11 protein-coding genes are annotated in these 19,916 nt (G+C 52.7%); 7 read left to right on the forward strand and 4 right to left on the reverse strand.

From position 1 onward, the window contains the following. Positions 1-31 precede the first annotated feature (31 nt). Positions 32-448, forward strand: coding sequence for an MAPEG family protein (locus OLTU_RS19795; RefSeq protein WP_141734495.1), 417 nt, complete (start codon positions 32-34; stop codon positions 446-448). A 305-nt stretch (positions 449-753) separates the two neighbouring features. On the opposite strand, the gene OLTU_RS19800 is transcribed toward OLTU_RS19795, so the two are convergent. After that, on the reverse strand, positions 754-2,259 hold the full coding sequence (locus OLTU_RS19800) for a hypothetical protein (RefSeq protein ID WP_141734496.1): 1,506 nt from the start codon (positions 2,257-2,259) through the stop codon (positions 754-756). Positions 2,260-2,536: 277 nt separating this feature from the next. Then, the gene (locus tag OLTU_RS19805; RefSeq protein ID WP_141734497.1) at positions 2,537-3,985 is read right to left on the reverse strand and encodes a FecR domain-containing protein; all 1,449 of its coding nucleotides are present in this window, start codon (positions 3,983-3,985) and stop codon (positions 2,537-2,539) included. A gap of 231 nt (positions 3,986-4,216) precedes the next feature. On the opposite strand from OLTU_RS19805, the gene OLTU_RS19810 reads away from it, so the two are divergent. Further along, entirely contained in the window at positions 4,217-6,796 is a 2,580-nt protein-coding gene (locus tag OLTU_RS19810) for a TonB-dependent receptor plug domain-containing protein (RefSeq protein ID WP_141734498.1), read from the forward strand. Between the two features lie 43 nt (positions 6,797-6,839). Here OLTU_RS19810 and OLTU_RS19815 read toward each other — a convergent pair whose 3' ends face one another. After that, a complete protein-coding gene (locus OLTU_RS19815; RefSeq protein ID WP_141734499.1) occupies positions 6,840-12,764 on the reverse strand; it encodes a protein kinase domain-containing protein in 5,925 nt (1,974 codons plus the stop codon). 112 nt (positions 12,765-12,876) lie between these two features. On the opposite strand from OLTU_RS19815, the gene OLTU_RS19820 reads away from it, so the two are divergent. Further along, on the forward strand, positions 12,877-13,227 hold the full coding sequence (locus OLTU_RS19820) for a VOC family protein (RefSeq protein WP_141734500.1): 351 nt from the start codon (positions 12,877-12,879) through the stop codon (positions 13,225-13,227). A 12-nt stretch (positions 13,228-13,239) separates the two neighbouring features. On the opposite strand, the gene OLTU_RS32000 is transcribed toward OLTU_RS19820, so the two are convergent. After that, positions 13,240-13,413 (reverse strand): hypothetical protein, encoded by a 174-nt coding sequence (locus OLTU_RS32000; RefSeq protein ID WP_176736784.1) that lies wholly within the window; start codon positions 13,411-13,413, stop codon positions 13,240-13,242. A 139-nt stretch (positions 13,414-13,552) separates the two neighbouring features. Between OLTU_RS32000 and OLTU_RS19825 the strand changes: the two genes are divergently transcribed. The 4 genes from OLTU_RS19825 (at position 13,553) to OLTU_RS19840 (ending at position 19,790) form a co-directional block, all read left to right on the forward strand. Then, positions 13,553-14,476 carry a serine protease gene (locus tag OLTU_RS19825; RefSeq protein WP_141734501.1) on the forward strand — a complete coding sequence of 308 codons (924 nt, stop codon included), beginning with the start codon at positions 13,553-13,555 and terminating at the stop codon, positions 14,474-14,476. Between the two features lie 155 nt (positions 14,477-14,631). Next, on the forward strand, positions 14,632-17,187 hold the full coding sequence (locus OLTU_RS19830) for a DEAD/DEAH box helicase (RefSeq protein ID WP_218110146.1): 2,556 nt from the start codon (positions 14,632-14,634) through the stop codon (positions 17,185-17,187). 294 nt (positions 17,188-17,481) lie between these two features. Then, a complete protein-coding gene (locus OLTU_RS19835; RefSeq protein WP_141734502.1) occupies positions 17,482-18,120 on the forward strand; it encodes an HAD family hydrolase in 639 nt (212 codons plus the stop codon). Further along, a complete protein-coding gene (locus OLTU_RS19840) occupies positions 18,117-19,790 on the forward strand; it encodes a GH3 auxin-responsive promoter family protein (protein ID WP_141734503.1) in 1,674 nt (557 codons plus the stop codon). Before OLTU_RS19835 ends, OLTU_RS19840 begins: the two co-directional genes overlap by 4 nt. The last annotated feature ends 126 nt before the right edge of the window (positions 19,791-19,916 follow it).

Raw genomic sequence — 19,916 nt, forward strand, 5'->3', positions numbered from 1 at the left:
CCATTAACCTTCCGTCTTGAGGTGCGCCGCGATGAACAACATACTGGTCCCTGTGCTGGCTCTGGTCGTCTGGACGTTTGTGCTATGGTTTTGGATGTATATTACCCGCCTGCCAGCCATGCGGAAGGCGAGGATCGATGCCCGCCGCATTAAGCGCAAGGATGATCTCGATGCTTTGCCTGTATCGGTGAAGCAGGTGGCCGACAACTACAACCATCTGCACGAGCAGCCCACGGTATTCTTCGCCCTGGCTTTTTACTCGCATCTGGCAGGGGTTGCTGATGCCTTGAACATTCAGCTGGCCTGGGCTTATGTCTTAATGCGGGTCATTCATTCTTTGATCCAGTGCACCATCAACTTTGTGCCGCTGCGTTTTCTCGCCTTCACTCTGTCGTCGTTCGTGCTGATGGTCATTGCCGCCCGCAACGTCCTGGCACTCATACCCTGACGCGAGAACGGGCGACCATGGGAGGTGCCCGTTCCCTGTTACTTCTTTTTCAGCTCATCGTCGAGAACTTGCAAGGCATTGAAAAGAAACAATGTTGTTACTAGAAACAGGGTAAAGAAGACCCGCGCCCAAACTTGCGTCCAGTCCACATGGATATCCGCTACGTGCCGAAAAATGAGATCTCCTATTATGATGGACCCAAACAGGAGCACAATAAGCAACAACGAAAATCTTTCGCGTTTTCTAATATTGGCAAGGACATATCGAGCGCTTCTAATTTCTCGAATGAGCATTTCCTAACTCCATCAATGAGGGCTGGCTGGATCATACAAAGGATCCAACCTATCATGAATGCTCCTTGAAGGACCTATTGCAGAGCTACCGTCCTGGGCTCGTCCTGGATTGATAAGCTCACTCTTCTTCAGTTCGATAAAAAGTTTGCTTATGGGCTGATGCCGATGGGTCGGCTCAATAGTAAGGATCAAAGAGTCCATCAACAGCTTACGAGTTAATTTAACTCTTTCTGCCTCTTTTTTCCGTTCTTCTGCCGACATATTACCATCACCCTCAAGATCAAATGGCTTTTCGTATCCAGCATTTCCCTTGTCTTTTAGATCCTCGGGTTTACAGGGCGAATTGGCTTTGCAACTCTTCTCAACTTCCTTATCGACAACAGTCGTTTCCTCAATTGTTTCCTTGCCTGTTTCCAGATCCTTCTTTGTAGTCTTCTTTGTAGTGGTGGTTGTCGTCTCAGTTGTAATTATGCCAGTTTTTTCATCAGTCGAGTTGTTTTTCTCCACGTGAGTCTTTGTTTCAGTTGTTGATTGGACTCCTGACGGGGGAATACCTGCCATTTCTGGATTATTATACCCCTCCATGACTCCCCAAACCGCTCCCAGGATGCTTCCAAAGGTAGCACCTGTAACGGCGCCTGCGCCTGTTCCAAGGACGGGCACGACCGAGCCAACCCCTGCGCCGACCGTAGCTCCAGCTCCTCCAGCTTGAAAAGCTCTGACAGCTCCGTTTACAACTGCGGCGTAGGCCCTGTCTTCGTGAGTCCATTGGCTTTCATTTGCATTTTCGCTGGATGAGGAAGAAAGTTTAACGCCACCAGTATGAGATACAAGTGCAGAAGTGGAGCCGGGCTTATTAAAGTCGCCAAATAATAAGCCGCCCTTTATCTGAATCACATCAGGCGATAGGTCGTTTGGAGCTTCAAAGCCTCTGTAGTTTACCAGGTAATCGACAGTATGGGGGGAAAGATCCTTGAGGATGCCATTGGTCTGTGAAACAAGCTCTCTTTGCCCAACAGCATTGAGTGAATCTGTGAATCCGGCCAGGCTCGCTGCAAATTGCGCCTGGTTTAAGCCAGCAAGGTTTTTCGACAGCTCATTTTTAAAGGCAGGCCGATACTTTTCCACCTTTTCCGTGTAGTCAAGCCTATCAAAGATTTCCAGAAATCTCGCTTTGGCTGCATCAAGCTCATGCTGGGAAAGCTTCTGACGCGCGGCATCGTGCTCGATAAGAGCTCCAATGGTTTCAACGTCAGAATTCAGTAGCCGCTCAATCTTAATATTACGAGCCAGGGATTTCTTTGGGATCGCGGTTGGGGTGCGGGTTGGGGTTGTCGGTGCTTTGCAAGTATTGGTGATCTTACAGGTTGCATTCATTGACCCCGTGGCCACGTCGGTTGGGTTCCTTGGCAAAGAACCAATATTGCCAAGTCTCGAAGCGGACGCAGCGGCCGAGTGGCCAGCTGTCGCGAGGTTTAACACAACGTAAGCCGTTAGGACTTTGGTGAAGGAATTCATTGATGGCTCCATTTCCGGCGGGAAAATGATGAAGTTGTAATAGACTAATTCTAATCAAGTTTCTGATCAAGCAATGGCCGTTCCCGCCAATCTCGTGCAGAGACCCATTTAAGCGAAATATATTGCATCCAGCCTAAGCTGGATGCTGAATAAGTCCGCAAAATGAATACATATCCATCGTGATAAAGGCTACGATTCAGCAGAGCAAGGAAGTCTGCAGGCCGGAACAGCTAAATTCCCCATGCCGAGAAGCAGAGGGTTTTCCGATTGGTCTCCTTCAATCAAAATCAAAAAAACGCCCGATTCCAATTCGTCCATACCCTTGATCAAAATCTATCGTATAAGGTTCAAGATTGTTGTTCATGCTGCCGCTCTGAACCCTGGCCTCCCCCTCACCGCTGCCAAGCGCCAGGAACACCTGCCAATCATTCCAAACCTGATAGCTGACTTCGAGGCGGAACAGTGCCGAAGGCTGGATACGGTAGTCCAAGGCTATCCGATTTCCATATTGGAGAGCAAGATGTCTGCCTCCAACATAGCTGAGAGCAGCAGCCACGCTGAATGCTTCTGTGAAAGGCCATCGCCCCCCGATGCTGACAAGATAACGAGTGGAGTCCTTTTTCCTGATTTCAAAATCCTTGGGACCAGCATCGGAATGGCTGTTAAGAGCATCAACTTCCCAATCGCCATGACCCAGCTCCAGGCTGGCAAAGGCGTAGGGATTCAGCAGATAATCAAAGCTTACGGAAAGGCCTCCTTCGCTTGCTTCAATGTCGTCATGTGAAAGGCCGAGGGCGCCGACACCAAGTCTGGCGAGCATGGGTTTGAACTGAGGCGTGGCCGGCGACTCTTCCGAATTTTCAGGCGGCTGCTTGGATTCGTCCGCAAGCGAGTCCAGCTCATCCTGCCTCTTATCCTGAACCAGTTGCTCAATATTCTTGCCGATTTCCTGGGCCTCTTCGACATCTTTGAGTTGAACCGCCTGGCTGATGAATTCTGTCTGTTGAGCCGGAGGGAGTTCATCCCGTTCAATTTTTTGGCCCCGTCGGAGTGGAATCTCTTTACGAATTTCCACGGCCTGAAGTTGATTCATCTGTTGCGCCAGTTGCGGCTCGTCCTGTTTTACGAACGCTTCGGTCGCGCTCTCAAAAAGGTCAGCCTCCTGCTTCTCAACGGGGCGCGCGTAAATTTCGCCGTCGATGGTTAGCAGTTTGCTGTGTCCTTCATCCACCGTAAGCATGAATTCTGTACCGCGAACTCCCATCGCGATGGTACGCGTGCGGAACTCTGTTTCGGGTTTGTCATCGTGATTCAGAAGATAAGCCCGGATTTTGCCGTTCAGCAAATAGAGCCAGGTCTTAACAATGGAATCGGGATTGGATTTGATGAAGTTAGGAGTGAGGCGTACTTTTGTATTCTTCGCCAGGATGATTTTGAATCCATCCTGAAGCGTGAGCACCATCTTCGACTCAGGTCCGGAGCTGAGCACATCACCGTAGTAGATTTTCAGGCCGGGAATAATCGGGTACGCTTTCCAGTAATAGTTGTTGTAAAGCACTGTCGCATAGCCGTCCGTCCTGGACTTGGCCTTCATGTCCTGAGTGAGGGTCTTTGAAGGTTCGCGAAGCACATCCGGCGCCCCCTTGACTTCGCTGACAGAGCCGACCGCAACCTTTGGTTTGTTGGCAAAGCAAATTTCTGAAAAGCTGAAACACCATAAAATCATCACCAACCCCAGGGGGCCTGTTCGTGCATAATGCCTGGCCAATGATCTGCCTCCCTACGATAGACGGATAATACTTCGACCTGAAATTTTCGTTTATGCTAACACAGTTTAGTCCAAGCCGAAAAGCCTTAGTGCCTTCCACAAAACCCCCTCGCTTCCACACCCATGACAACAACTGACTTGCAAAAAAAAGTGTGCTAACACTGTGGCAAACTAGTGGAAAGGACAAACATGACTATGAAGCCGGCAGCCATTATACCTTTGGCCATATTCCTGGGAGCACAGGGCTCCCAGGCTCTGGCCCAGGAAGCAGCGAAAACCGAAGAGAAACGATCCGAGAAAATTCAGGTGACAGGGTCCCGCATCAAACGCATTGATGTCGAAGGAGCATCACCCGTCAGTGTTATTGATCGTGAAACGATCGATAATTCCGGCGTAACTTCGGTGCGCGAACTGCTCAGTAACTTTTCCGGTACGTCGTCCGCCTTCGATGGCGGCGGATCCAGTGTCGCCGGTGGCGTCAGTGCGATCAGCTTGAAGGGCCTGGGCGAAGGACGCACGCTGGTCCTCATCGATGGCGTTCGCATGCCGAAACATCCCGAGCTGGAAGGTTTCGACCTCAACTCCTTGCCTCTGGCAGCGATTGAGCGGGTCGAAGTTCTGAATCAGGCCGCGGCCGCCATCTACGGTTCCGATGCGATCGGCGGTGTGATCAACATCATCACGCGTAAACAGTTCGAAGGCACCATGGTGGAACTGCAGGTTTCGCAGCCCACAAGGCCAGGTGGTGGCTCCGGCTCTCTCAACGGCGTGATTGGCCTGAACTCAGGGAACCTTCAATCAACTCTGGTCATCAACATACATAAAGAGGACATGCTGATTGCCAAGGATCGCGACTTCTCCAAGGACCGCGTGAGCGGCTTCGGTTACCCCGGCGTTTATGGTGGTTCCACAGGTCCCACGCCGGATGATGTCGGCTACTGGCCGGCGGAAGGCTGTCCCAACTATGCGGAAGACGCCAACGGCGTCCCGGTTCAGGATACCTCCTGTCTCTTCAATTACAATACCTACAATGCGCTTCTGCCTTCCATTGAGCGCGTGTCGGGCCTTTATAATTTCACTTATCCCATGAATAATTTCGACATCACGGGTAAAGTGATCGCGACCCACCAGGTGACAAGGTCGCAACTGCGCCCCGAGAATAACGCAGGCGGCCAGGCCACCGTAATCGACCAGTCCGTGATCGACGCCATGCCCCAGGCTCGTTTCGATCAACTCTTCCCGGGCTTCGGCGGCGCCAAGCCCGCCAGCGGTGGTGTGGAAATGCTGCTGCGCCTGAACGATTTCGGGAATTCCACGACGGAAAAAACTGCGGATCTTTTGGGCGCTCAGGTCGGGATCGGCGGCGCCACGGACGGCGGCTGGGAGTGGAAGTTGTCCTTGAACACCGCAAGTTCCAAAACCGATTCGACATCCAGCAACAAGCTGCGTACCTCGGTTTTCAATGAAATCATCACCACCGGTGAGTACATTCCCTGGGATCCGGAACGCGACCTGGAAGGCATTCGTGCTCGCCTCGTGACGGATTCGAGCTACTCCGAAGAAACCATGGCCAGCGGTCTGGAAGCCTCGGCCACGACCACTTTGGGGCAGCTCGGTGGTGGTGACATCGGCTTTGCTGTGGCTGCCGGTTTCCTTGCCGAAACCTACAAAGTGAGTTTCGACGACGAATCCTCGCAGCTCGACGCCCTCATCAACGTCGCCGGTGCCGGTGGCAAAGGTGATCGGACCGTATCCTTTGCTGCGGTGGAAACCAACCTGCCGTTTGCTCGCGCGCTCGAAGTGGGCCTGGCGGCTCGTTACGACCAGTATTCGGATTTCGGCGCCGCGTTCAGCCCGCAGATGCAATTGCTGTCGACTCCGTCGGATTTCTTGAAACTGCGTGGCAGTGTGGGAACGGCTTTCAAGGCCCCGAGTCTTGACCAGTTGAACGGCGCCACCGGCGTGTCATTCAACAGCGTGGTGGACTATCCCTACTGCGAAGCCAATGGCATCAGCCGCGAGGATTGCGAAGCAGATCCTGTGACCACGGCCGGCCAGGTGAAAAACTTGCGCCGCGGAAACCCTGACCTTGACCCTGAAAAATCCTTCGTCTACGGTTTGGGTTTTGTGGTCCAGCCTATCGATGATCTCTCGGTATCGGCCGACTACTGGAAAATCATCTCGCGCGATCTGATCGACCGTCGCGATCTGCAGGATCTGGTCGACGAAGCGGATCCTCTGGTTGTGCGCGACCCCAATGACAACAACAAGATCCTTCACATCGACTACCCTCTGCAGAACCTGTCGACCATCATCCGCTCCGGTGTGGACGTGAACCTGAACTACACCCTGCGCACGGGTGATGTCACCACGCAGTTCCGCTCCCTCGGGACCTGGTATCTGGAAGACAAGAATGAACCTAAAAACAAGCCGATGGAAGACCAGCTGGGCCAAAACGGCAGTTACAAGTGGAAGATGATGAACGAGGTCGACAGCAACTTCGCACGCGATTACGGAGCAACGCTCACCGCTTCCACGATTGGTACGCATCAGAAGTTTACCAACCGGGGCGATCGGCTGCCGCAGTATACCCGCTATGACGCTCAGGTTCGTTATGCCATCACCGACAATAGCCGCCTGGCATTGGGTGTGATCAACCTGCTCGACAAACAGGGTGGTATCGACGACACCAACTTTGGTGACGTCGACTCCAGCATCTATCATATCAAGGGCCGCGAGTATTACCTGCGCCTTGGCATGACGTTCTAGGAATACTCTGTGCCGACTGGCCCAGCCGGTCGGCACCAGAAATTCACGCCACAGCACGTGCCCTTGCCACTTGGTACAAACTCTGCGGCACTATGATTTTGAAGGCGAAGGGGACACACCCTTTCCCTTTGTCATTCAAAAACTCAATCCCGATACTGGCCTGGACTTTTTCCAGATACCGTCGCACCGCATCCATACCGACTCCGCGCCCTGAGATCTCATCGACCGATTGCTTGGTCGAGAATCCCGAGAAAAATACCAGCTCGCTCAATTCACGCGGGGTATGGTCACGATCCGATCGGATCAATCCATTCTCCAGCCCAATGTGACGAATCGCATCCAAATCCAGGCCTGCCCCATCGTCCTTGAAACGGATCAACAGCGTCCGATCGCGGTTGACTTCGATATCGATCTGAATCAGGCCCTGCTCAGGTTTCCCCAACCGGCGCCGCTGCTCAACGGACTCGATCCCATGATCGATCGAATTTCGTGCCAGATGAACGAACACGTCCTTCAAAAGTCTGCACACGTCGGGAGGGAAACTCACGTTAGCGTCGTTAATCACGATCTTCGGATGAGCTTTGCCCAGATCCGGAGCCAATCGCGTCATATCGTTGAGAATCTCAGCGAAGAGATCGTGCGCGGCCGTATAATAGTAGCAGGACAGGTCTTCAAACAGACTGCGATAAATGGCTTCGCGACTTCCTGATCCATGGTGTTCATTCAACTCCAGGGCTTTTATGGCATTTCCGATGGCTTCCATGATGCCATCCATACCGTTGTCCGACCTTTTCAGCCGACTCCGGCTGGTGGCGACATACATGTCCAGGGTCTGCCAGACGCCATTGACAATGACCTTGAATTCGTCGCCATCGAATTTCCTTGAACCCTGGCGAACTTCCACAAGGTAGCTTTCCGATTCATGGACGCGCGTTGTCAGCTTGCGGAAGTCAAACGCACGGCACACGCCTTTCAACGTATGCAAATTCATGAACATCTGGCCTATGCCGCCTTCATCCATCGTTGCCTGGGCGAGGATGCTGTTGATTTCCGTGAGGAGATACGTCGTCGATTTGATAAAGCTCTCGAATTTACCTGGCTCCATGTCAAGGATCTCTTCGATAATGTGCAACTCCTCGCGGCCAGCGCGGGCTTCCTCCTGAGCCGACCTCAGTTCCGTCACATCCTTGATGGTGACCAGTATGCCTTCAATGTGCCTCTGGGCGTCCACGATAGGATGCCAGTCGAGGCTCAGGAGCTTCTGCCTGTCTCGACCGTTGAACACGAACTCGGTGATGAAACTCTGCTTATTCAGCGAGTAGCTGATCTCATCCTCGCCCAGACAGGCATCGAGAGCAGACGAACATCGTGATTTCAGATCCCTGCCGGTGTTGGCATGACCGAACAAAAATTTCATGGCATCGAGGCCGCTGATATTTTGCGTCTCGAAGAGTTGTTCCAGATGCCTGGAGTAATCGTCGTGGATGGTTTTGTCAGGCAGAATCGTCAGGATGCCCTGCTGGATGTGTTCCATGATGGACCTGATCTTCTGCGTTCGGACGCGAACTTTCTCTTCCAGTTCCTCATAGAATTCGGCATTTTCAATCGACACGGCGGCCTGGGCGGCCAGTACACTGAAAACCTCGACACGTTCCTTGCGAAAGGCGCCCTTGACGTCATTGTTCTCGAGATAAATGACTCCGGATAATTTGCTGCGGTACATGATGGGAACCAGCAGCCTGGAGATGGGTTTGGTCATGACGGTGATCTTCGGAAGCCGAATCACGGCCTCGATGAGTTCAATCGGAAGATATTCGCACTGTTCCAAAGGAACGTTCAGCACTTCGGGTTCGAGATTCTTTGCCAGCTTTCGGGCTCTCACGCAAAACTGCTGCGTGCTATCATTGTGAATAATCAGAGCCACCTTTTCAGCCCCTGCATTTTCCACCAGGACATGCATCAGCTTGATCAGAACCTTATCGATATTCCGTTCAACCGAAAGTGACTCCGCAACCTTAAACAGGGATTTCAGGTCAAGCTCCGAGATGCCCCCTTTTCGCGCCATGGAGGTGGACGAGGCGCTCAGCCTGGTATGCCTGCCCTGGACAGGATCAGCCGCCGTCACTTGCTGGTTCCCGCTTTTCAGCAGCTCCACCATACGCGTGGCGCCAAATTCCGTGAAAGCCTCGATGGCCTTGTCAAGATATTGTCCAACGAAAGCCGTGGCCCCGCATTCCTTGACATAACGCAGAGTCACCAGACGGGCGTAAACTTCCGCTTCCTTGGAATAGGCTTTGGCAGAATCGACCGCCCGTTCATAGAGTTCGATCGCCTGAAGAAAGGGCCTTTTCCGGACTCTGGCGTATTCCGCTTCAAAGAGGAGTTTGGCATGCTGAAAGTTGTCGGGATTGTGGTCGGCGAAGGCGCGCATTTTCTGATAAATACGGAACATGATCCAGCGGATCTTGAGTTTACGGAAGCTGCGGGCGGTGGCATAGTCCGCGGCCGCGGCCAGGAAATAGCAGTAGAGAGCCCAAAATTCCGCGACATTGCCGACCAGCGCGATGCCTTGGCATGAGACTTTGAGTTCCTCGACGGCCTGCCGGTAATGCCCGTTGAAAAAGAGGATCTGGCCCTTGAACAGCTTCGCAAGGTTATAGTAGATAACCGACTTGAATTTACGTATGCCCTGCTGTTCATCATAGTGCTCCCAACTCAGACTATCCGCTCCAGCGGTTAAGCCTTTGAGATTCAGATAAACACTCTGGGCCAGCCTTACGCCATCGATAAGGTCCTGATTGTGGGATTCCTTGATGGTGTCATGGTATTTATCAATGGTATTGATGAAATCATCCACATGATGAAGCGGTGGATAATAAGCCCGGTGGTGAAAAACCAAAAAAGAGAATTTCATCCCCGACTTCAAGGTCAGGTCCGTGACCTTGTCAATATACGCTTTGATTTCATGCTGGCTGAAGTGCCAGAAATGAAGCGTTGTTTCATAGATGAAATAAGTTTTGGTCTTCCATGTGATGTCATCGCATCGATCCGCCAACTTGAGGCCAAGCTCCGCGAACTTTTTGCCATTCTTATGATCGCCGAGGAAATGCAGGAGAGTGGCAAAGGTCGCATACAAATAGGACGATTCGGGCGCGAGACCATGTTTCAAAGTCAGTCTCATGCAGCGCAATAAAGCCGTCATCGTCGCCGCGGTTTTGTTCGACATGTAGTAGAAAACCAGAGCCACACTCAGATCCTGGATCTTATGCCGGATGAGTGGATCGGTTATGAATTCCTGTCTGAGAATCTCGTCCGGCTTGATCTTCCTCAATTTCCACTTAACCCAAATAAACTCCATGAGGAAATGAAGATGGGTGGGACGGTGAGGGAACCGCATGTCCAGGTTCCTGCAGCTTTCCCTGAACACTTCGATGCCTTTTTCCGGCTGAAAAAGGGATTCGCAATGGACCATTTTAAGGTGAAGCACGCGCTCGCGATCGAGCTGATCTCGCGAATGAGTCAAGAGCACATTCGCATATTGCTCGGCCTGTGCGAAGTCGCCCAGCATGAAGGCCAGATCACAGATTTCATGGTGCACCGCAAAGGCCAATTCATAATGGTCCCGGAAGGGCTGATCTCCCAGGATGAACTCGGCCGCTTTCGCCAGTTGAAAGGCCGCGGCATAGGACGTCGAGTCCTTGGCGATTTTCAATGCCTTCAGATTGATCGCGATGACCTCTTTTTTCTCGGCCTCGCTCGTGATGAACGAAAGAGCTTCATTGTAATGCCTGGCGATCTCAAGGTACCGGTCCTTGTGTTTAGGACTTGAGTCAAGAATTCGGGCAATGCTCAGATGGGTTCTCTGTCGCACTTCATGGCCGATAAGGTTATAGGCCGCCTGTTGGATCTTGTCGTGTTGGAATTTCAAGTTGATATTGATATGGGACGGATCGATTTTCGCGGTGTCCGAGAGGTAGCGGTATTGAGAACTCAACGGCATGATCAGACCGGTCTTGATCGAATCCTGGAGATCGCTCATCACATGCGCGCGATCTTTTTGCAAAAGTTCGGCCAGGGTTGCCAGATCGAATTCATTCCCCAGGCAGGAGGCGATCTTCAGGGCCTCTGTCGAAGACTCCGGCAGTTTTCCAAACTTTTCAATCAGGAACTGAACGACATCATCAGGGGCAGGATAGGCTTCGATTGCGGCAAGATCCCACATCCAGCAGCCCCGGTCCCGGGCAAAGCGAATGAGTCCCTCATGAAACAAAGTCTTGAGAAGGACGTTGATGAAAAAGGGATTGCCCTCGGTCTTTTTGTAGATGACATGCGTAAGGTCAGAGACTTCGCTGTGGCTCTTATGCAAAGTATCGGCGATGATTTTTTCAACATCCTGTTCCCGGATGGGACCCAGCCTGAGCTGGCGCGGAGAGCAGGCCTCTTCGTTCAGCTTCTCGATCATTTCTGCGAAAGGATGGGTGATCCCAACTTCATTGTTTCGCCAGGCGCAGATGATCAGCATATGCTGGATGCGATGCGACAGGATGAGATCCTGAATGAGATTGATGGACGCTGTGTCGGCCCATTGCAGGTCATCCAGAAAGATAATCAAGGGGTGTTCTTTGCGGGCGCAGGCCTGGAAAAAGTCAATCATGGTCAGTTTGCGTCGCACCTGGGCCTGGTCGGGGTTCAACTCCTGAAGGTCCTGCTGCTTGCCCAGGATGGCTTCGAACTCGGAGGCTATATTCACGATGATCTGTCCGTTGATGCTTACGGCCCGCCTGAGATCATCCCGCAGGCGCGCAAATTCATGGCGGGGTCGGCGGGCGATCTCATCGGCCAGCTCGGCCATCATATCAGGCAGGGCACTGAGAGGAAGGTTTCGGGAGAATTGCTCGAACTTGCCTTTGATGAAGATACCGCTCTTCAGGAAAACGCGAGCTTTAAGTTCCGCAACGAAACGGGATTTGCCGATTCCGGCCTGACCGGATAGCAGAAGGATTTCACACTGTCCATGGCAGGCGTTTTCAAAGGATTGCAGCAAGGTCTCGAGTTCCTGCTCCCGACCGTAAAGCCGCTGCGTAAGACTGAATTTTTCGGGTATATCGTTCTCAGCGATCGAAAACGTCCTGATGGTTCCGGTTTGCTTCAATTCCTGCAGGCAACGACTGAGATCCTGAATCAGTGTAAAGGAATTCTGATAGCGATCCTCCGGATCCTTCATCAGGAGCTTTTCGATGATATCGGCCACGACCTTGGGCACGTCCTGCCGGATGCTGTCGATCCTTTTTGCAGTCGCCGCCAGGTGACGATGGATAAAACCCAGCTCATCTTCGGCTTCAAACGGAGGCACGCCCATGATCAGGAAATAAAGCGTCGCACCCAGGGAATAGAAATCCGTACGATAATCCAAATCCTGTGAAAGGCGGGCGGTCTGTTCCGGGGAAATATAGGCCAGGTTTCCTTCCAGCCCACTTTCAGTCGAGATTTCCTGGCTTTCCCGTTCGAGCTCGGAAGAAATGCCGAGATCTATGACCTTAATCTCGAATGTTTCAGGATTGACCAAAATATTCTGTGGAGAAATGTCCTTATGAATGATCTTGTGCCGATGCAGCACCTCAATGGCCTGCGCGGTCGCCAGTCCGATTTGCAGAACCTCGGCCAAAGGCAGAGAATGCTGCTGCCGGAGAGCATAGGCATCGATCGCACCGAAGTCTTCGGTGAACAGGGCGTATTGATCCGCCGATTCGATGATACCCAAGGTCTTGATGATGTGAGGGGAGTCCACGATTTTGAGAAGGCGATACTCGCGCCTCAGAGCTGCCTTGTCTTTCACATGGCCGTTTTCATCGACCAGGACTTTGGCGATGACCGATTGCTGATCGCTGGCCCGAATGGTACGAAATACGCGGGAATTGTTGGAGCTGAAAATTTCCTGTACTGTTTGATAACCAGTAATTTTAACCATCAGCTCCAGGATCCATCGATAAATTGATTGAGAAAGATCACGATACTTCCATCATAGCATTCCTCGGTGGAGCTCGGAAGAATGGTTAATCCAGGCTGAAAGGACAAAGGACGTGAAGGTAAAGCGCATTGTAACGAATGTATCGGTCAAAAAAATTTCGGCCGCAAAGAAGTTTTATGAAGGCGTTCTCGGCCTGGATGTTCAAATGGATCTCGGCTGGATTGCAACCTATGGCTCCAGGGCGAAAATGAGCGTTCAAATCAGCTTCATGTCGGAAGGGGGTTCGGGAACGGCGGTCCCCGACATATCCATCGAGGTGGATGATGTGGACGAGGCCTATCGCCAGATGAAAAAGGCTCGGTTTAAAATCGAGTACGAGATTACGGACGAGCCCTGGGGCGTGAGGCGGTTTTACGTTCGCGATCCTTTCGGAAAGCTGGTCAATATCCTTTCCCATCTTTGATTGGGTGAGACTTCAGTCGCGGAGTATGTTGTTGTCATTCCAAAGATCGCTTTGATGTTGGACCACCGAAATATTGTATTTGGATTTTCCACGCTTGCGCAGGCAGAGGAGCCCCTTGATGCCAGCCTCTCCGAAATACTCGTAGCCAAGGTTGTTGAGTTCGCCAACTTCCCTCGTTCCAGGCACGGCTTCTGGACCTATCGACGCACACGACTATCTTGCGCCAGGAAATTGGCCAGCGAGCTAATTTTTTTGATTATCCATGCACGATTTCTCCGGGACCCGCGTTTAACAATTAGCAAATGTGAATTAGGAGAAAATTAACATGTTGAGAAAATTAAGTGTTATCCCGATCCTACTCCTGACTGGCTGGTCAGTCATGACAGCTTGCGGCAAGGTCAATCCGGACCATGCAAACAGCAATCTTGACATAGTTGGTGGAGCCAAGGTGTCAGAGGATCTCTATGATCGTTTGTTTCAATCCGTGGCCTCCCTTCAGGGTGACATTTATTATAAGAAGCCGGGCGAACAGGACGGCAGGCTGGTTGCCAGAAATCAAGCCTTCTGCGGCGGGACACTCATAGACTCCGATACAATCCTCACAGCCGCTCACTGTCTCGCGGACATTGGCACCTATGATGCTGATGGAATTATGGTGACCAACGTCAGTGTAGTGCTGGGAAGCCGCATGCTGAGCGATGCTCCTGCGGACATAGGCACCGAACGCAATGCCAGCGGTGAGCGATTCCGGGCGAAAAAACTTTCCATCCATGAAGGATATGAGCGGAACACCAGCATCCATGACATCGGCTGGGTCGACCTTGACGGGACAAGCAGCCTTCCGCCAGCGGTTGTTAACACCAGCGCGTCTTTTCCATCAACCGGGACAACGACCTATGCTGCGGGCTGGGGCGCCACTTCCCAGGGAGGATCCAGCAGCGACACCCTCAAGTACACAGCCGTCAGCACGCTCAGCAACGCATCCTGCAAAACTGCACTGGATGGCCTGCGCGATCGGAATGGCAGAATCTTCACCGATGCCGCCGGCGTGCGCTTCAGCGATAAAATCTTCCCCACAAGTCTCTGTGCTTATGCGCCTGCCACCGACTCATGCCAGGGGGATTCCGGCGGTCCACTCTTTACCTATGACGGCAGCCAGCTCACGGTCGTCGGTGTCGTAAGCTGGGGCCTCGGCTGCGCCCAGCCTGATATCCCAGGCATCTACACGCGTGTTTCTGAGTACTACTGAAACAAAACATTGGGCCGCGCGGCCTGGATCCCTGGCCTCCTAAGCGTGGAGACGTCCAGGCCCTTTTTCCATCTGACCCCACTCCCCCTTCGTGATACAACATTCCATCCACTCGCGCGGGGCTTCCGAGCCCCGCCAAGAACAAAGGACGGACTGTGAATCGTGATGCGATAGAGGCGCCCCTTTTACGGCGCCTGCCCGCCCCTGGAACCTCCACTGATAGTGGCTCCCTGCTCGACGGCTTTCTTGACTATGTCAAGGACCGCGGGGTTGAGCTCTATCCGGCCCAGGAAGAAGCCATACTTGCGCTCTTTGATGGCGGCAATGTCATTCTTAATACCCCGACCGGGTCCGGCAAATCCCTGGTCGCCACCGCCTTGCATTTTCACTCGCTGGCCCATGGCCGGCGGTCGTTTTATACCTGCCCGATCAAAGCCCTGGTGAATGAAAAATTCCTGGCACTCTGCGGGGAATTCGGCGCTGATCAGGTCGGCATGATCACCGGCGATGCTTCGGTGAACAGCAAAGCTCCCATCATCTGCTGCACCGCGGAAATCCTCGCAAACATGGCCTTACGCGAAGGTGAAAACGCGCCGGTTGATGATGTTATCATGGACGAGTTTCACTATTACTCCGACCGCGAACGCGGCGTGGCCTGGCAGCTGCCCCTGCTCACCATGCCGAAGTCGCGTTTTCTTCTGATGTCAGCCACCATGGGTGACACCACGTTTTTCGAAAAGGGGCTGAAGGACCTCACCGGACGCGAAACGACTGTCGTGCGTTCCAACGATCGGCCGGTGCCGCTGACCTTCGTCTATCAGGAAACGCTGCTGCACGAGACCATCAAGAGTCTTCTGGCTGGCGGCAAGGCTCCCATCTATCTCGTCAACTTCACCCAGCGCGATTGCGCCGAGGAAGCCCAGAAACTCATGTCGGTGGACTTTGCCACCAAAGAGGAAAAAGCGGCCATCACCGCGGCTCTCACCGGCGTGAAATTTTCCAGCCCTTATGGCAAGGAAATTCAGCGCCTTTTGAAACACGGCATTGGTCTGCATCACGCCGGCCTTTTGCCGAAATACCGCCTGCTGGTCGAACAGCTGGCGCAAAAAGGTCTTTTGAAAGTCATCAGCGGCACCGACACGCTGGGCGTCGGCGTCAACGTCCCGATCCGCACGGTGCTCTTCACCAAGCTCTGTAAATACGATGGCAGCAAGGCCACTATCCTGAGCGTCCGCGATTTCCAGCAGATCAGCGGTCGTGCCGGACGCAAGGGTTTCGATGATCACGGCACCGTCGTGGTCCAGGCTCCCGAGCATGTGGTCGAAAACCTGTCGATGGAAAACAAGGCCGCCGGTGATCCCAAAAAACTGAAAAAGATCGTCAAAAAGAAGCCACCGGAACGAGGCTACGTGCACTGGGATGTGAACACATTCAACCGCTTGATCAGTTCCCCACCGGAATCGCTGACGTCGAGCTTCCAGGTTTCGCATGCCATGCTGCTCAATATCCTGAGTCGCGATGGCGATGGCTGTCGCGCTATGAAAAAACTCATCCGCGAATGTCATGAGACCCCGCAGGCGAAACGAACGCTGACCAAAACCGCCTTTCAAATGTTCCGCTCGCTCGTGGAACGCGGCATCATCCGCTTTGAATGGCTGGCGGAATACCGTCATAAGAAAATCCTGGTCGACAGCAACCTGCAGACGGATTTTTCGCTGAATCAGTCTCTGGCTCTGTATCTTCTCGATACGATCAAGCTGCTCGATCCCTTTGCTCCGGATTTTGCACTCGATCTTCTAACCCTGGTTGAATCCATTCTGGAAAACCCGGAATTGATTCTGCGCAAGCAGCTCGATCGCATCAAGTCGCGGAAAATGGCTGAAATGAAGGCCGATGGCATTGAGTATGAAGAACGCATGGCCGAACTCGAAAAGCTGGAATATCCCAAGCCCAACCGCGAGTTCATCTATGAAACCTTCAACCAATTCGCAGCAACGCACCCCTGGGTCGGCAATGAAAACATCCGACCCAAGTCGATCGCCCGCGAAATGTATGAGTCCTTCTTCTCGTTCGAGGAATACATCCGCGACTACGAGCAGCAAAGAGCCGAAGGCCTGCTACTCCGTTATCTGATGGAAGTCTACAAGGTACTGGTGCAAACCGTTCCTGAGTCCTACCGCAACGAGGAAATCGAAGGCATGATCGACTACTTCGGGCGCATGATCCGAAACATCGACTCCAGCCTCCTCGACGAGTGGGAAAAGCTGCGCAACCCCACCGCGATCCTCGAAGAGGCCACTGCGGAAGCCGCGCCTGAAGCACCCGATATCACCCGCGACATGCGGGCCTTCACGGTACAAATCCGCAACGAGGTCTTCCGTCTGGTTCGCGCGCTGGCGGCTGGTGATGCTGAAGGAGCCTTGGCTGTGATTGAAGGCGGCCAGTGGACCGTGGCCTCCCTCACCAATGCCATCACCCCTTACTTCGACGATCATCAGGCCATCATCACCGATCGCCAGGCCCGCCATCCCCAGCACTGCCGGGTCAGGCCGCAGCAGAATCCGGAGGGTTGGAAGGTTGAGCAAACACTGATTGACCCGGATGACCATAATGATTGGCAGTTGACGTTCTTCATCGATCGGCAAAAGTCGCGGGAACAGAACCGTCCGGTTCTGGAGCTTCTTAAGATTGGGCATGTTGACGACGGTTGAAGCCTTGTAAGCCGCCGTCCTGAAGATGACGGCGGCTCACAGAAGTGTAAATCCAGCCTTCGGCTGTCGCATTCCTGGATACTCCAGACCGATTTTCCTTTTTAGACAGTCAATCTCCCGAAAACCCTATCAAATTCCTTCCCAGCTCAGGGTCCGCGGTGAATCCGCTGCACACACGGCCAACGACTCCCTCCGAAGCACCGAATCAACCAGCTGCAATTACAGACTTTTATGGCACCAAAAAATTGGAGTGCTTCTTGAATAAGCAGGGGCCTGCTTCAAGGAGTCTGAGACATGAAAGACTGGTCACGGTTTAAGGGCATTATTTTTGATTTGGACGGGACGCTTTACGAGTCCCGCTGGCTCAAGCCTCAACTCATCCAGAGAAACCTTTTCTTTCTGCCGTTCCTGATGCGCCTGGAATGGGGACGGGACGCCGTGCGCTTTGCAAGTTTTCCCGACCAGAAGAGCCTTGTGGCCGAGGCATCAAGGGTCTCCTCTCCCAGGAACCCTGAGGCTTTTCGGACCTGGTATGAAAAAAAATTCTATCCTGGTTTCATTTCCATTCTGAAGCCGAAAATGGTCAGACCTGGAGCCGGAGCGCTGCTGCGGAAGGTCAAGGATCAAGGGATAAAGCTTGCGGTGTGCTCTGACTACGGTTTCGTTTCGGAGCGTCTCGAGGCCTTGGGCATTGACATCAACCTATTCGATGTCATGACGTCAGCCGAGGAAAACGGCCATCTTAAACCTCAGCTCTTCAGCTATCTCAAGATCTTAAATGAGCTGGATCTTGACGCGGATCAGATCCTGATCGTCGGTGATCGTGTGGAAACAGATGGAAGAGCAGCCAAAGACCTGGGAGCCGGATTTCATACGGTTCGAAGCAACGAAGATTGGTCGCTCCTGTTTAAAATGTTGGAGATGTCTCGATGAAGCCTCTGATGCAAAAGCTTTTCTCTCTAGGCCTGGCCGTTTCCGGCAAAAAAGCGCTCAAGCATATCCTCAACGGCACGGATGACCCGGAAAAAACGCAGGAGAAGACGCTGTTGAATATTTTGAAAGCTCATGCCTCGACCGATCTAGGGAAAAAGCTTGGGCTGTCGGGAATTGAGTCGATCCAGGAATTTCAACGTCGTGTTCCGATCATGGAGTACGAAGACATACGGCCATTCGTTGAGGCGAGCATGGATGGCAAGCCGAACGCCGTCGTCAAAGGGTTGCCGGACTTTTATGCCTCCACAAGTGGTTCAACAGGCAAGCCCAAGTACATCCCCATCAGCTCCTTTACCGAAGAGGTAACCAACAAGGCGTTTTCCAAGGCCAGCGCCTATCTTATCTATAAGGGCTGCCCGGAAGCTTTTTCCGGAAAAATCCTTCATATAACCAGCCCCGTCGTTGAAGAGTTTGCGCCTGGGGGCGCAGCTATTGGGTCAGCCACGGGTAACGTTATGAAGAATGCCAATCGCGTGGTCCGATCCATGTATGCCCTGCCCCCCGAAATTTACGGCATCAGTGATGCCGAGGCAAAATATTATGCCATCCTACTCTATAGCCTGGATCAGAATATCAGTATGATGATGACAGCCAATCCAAGCACCTTTCTCCTCCTGGGGAAAAAGTTGGAGGAGTGGCAGGACTCGCTCATCCAGGATCTGGAATCCGGCGTTTGCAGCAATCCCAACGTCCCCCTCGCCATCACACAGAAACTCAAGCGTGCCCCGAATCCTCGTCGGGCTGAGGTTTTGCGACAGTGCATTGCGTCTGACCCTGAACGAAAACTTCGCCCCTCACAGGTCTGGAAAAATTTAAAGGTTTTGGGCTGCTGGACGGGGGGAAACTGCGCCAATTACCTGAGCCGCCTCCCTGCGTATTACGGGCAGGTCTCGATTAAAGATCCCGGGTATGTGGCCTCCGAGTTAAGGGGATCCATGCCGCTCCGTCTCAATGATCCAAGCGGCGTTTTATCGATCAATGACAATTTTTATGAATTTATTAAGGTGGAGGACATCGACGAAAGCCAGCCGCGTATTTACCTGGCTCATGAATTGGAAAAGGGCCAGCAGTATTATATTATCATCACCAACTACTGTGGCCTTTACCGCTACAACATCCATGATATCGTCGAGGTCACCGGCTTCTGCAATAGCACTCCGGAAATCGTCTTCGTGCAGAAAGGCAAAGGCATTACCAGCATCAGTGGTGAAAAGCTTTACGAACAGCAGTTGATCAGTGCCGTGTCCGAAGTCAGTCGAAAACTGAAAGTCGAACTTTCCTTTTACCTGGCATTTGCGAATGTGGCGGCATCGCGTTATGATCTTTTTGTGGAAACATCGGGTGGAGGATCGCCTTTGTGCGAAAATTTCGCTCGTGAAGTCGATGCCCAATTGCAAGCGATCAACATGGAATACAGATCCAAGCGCACCACAATGCGCCTTCATCCGATTGAAATTCAAGTCACTCTTCCGAACGCCTATGAACGATTCAAGGCCTGGCGAGTGAGTCAAGGAATTCGGGAAACCCAGTACAAGATGGTCTACCTCACCCAGGATCACTCCATGCTGCATCCGATCAGATCGGTCGCGCCCGCGGTCAGCGTGAAATGAGTCAGGACCTGCTTCGTCAGACGCCCCCTCTGCAGGGGGCACCCAATTTTCACACAAAACCAAATCAATCCGATGACTTAAAAAATTAACTATCTCATGGCGGAGAGCAGGTCGATAGGTCGCATC

The sequence above is a fragment of the Oligoflexus tunisiensis genome (assembly GCF_001748245.1).
Taxonomy (GTDB): domain Bacteria; phylum Bdellovibrionota_B; class Oligoflexia; order Oligoflexales; family Oligoflexaceae; genus Oligoflexus; species Oligoflexus tunisiensis.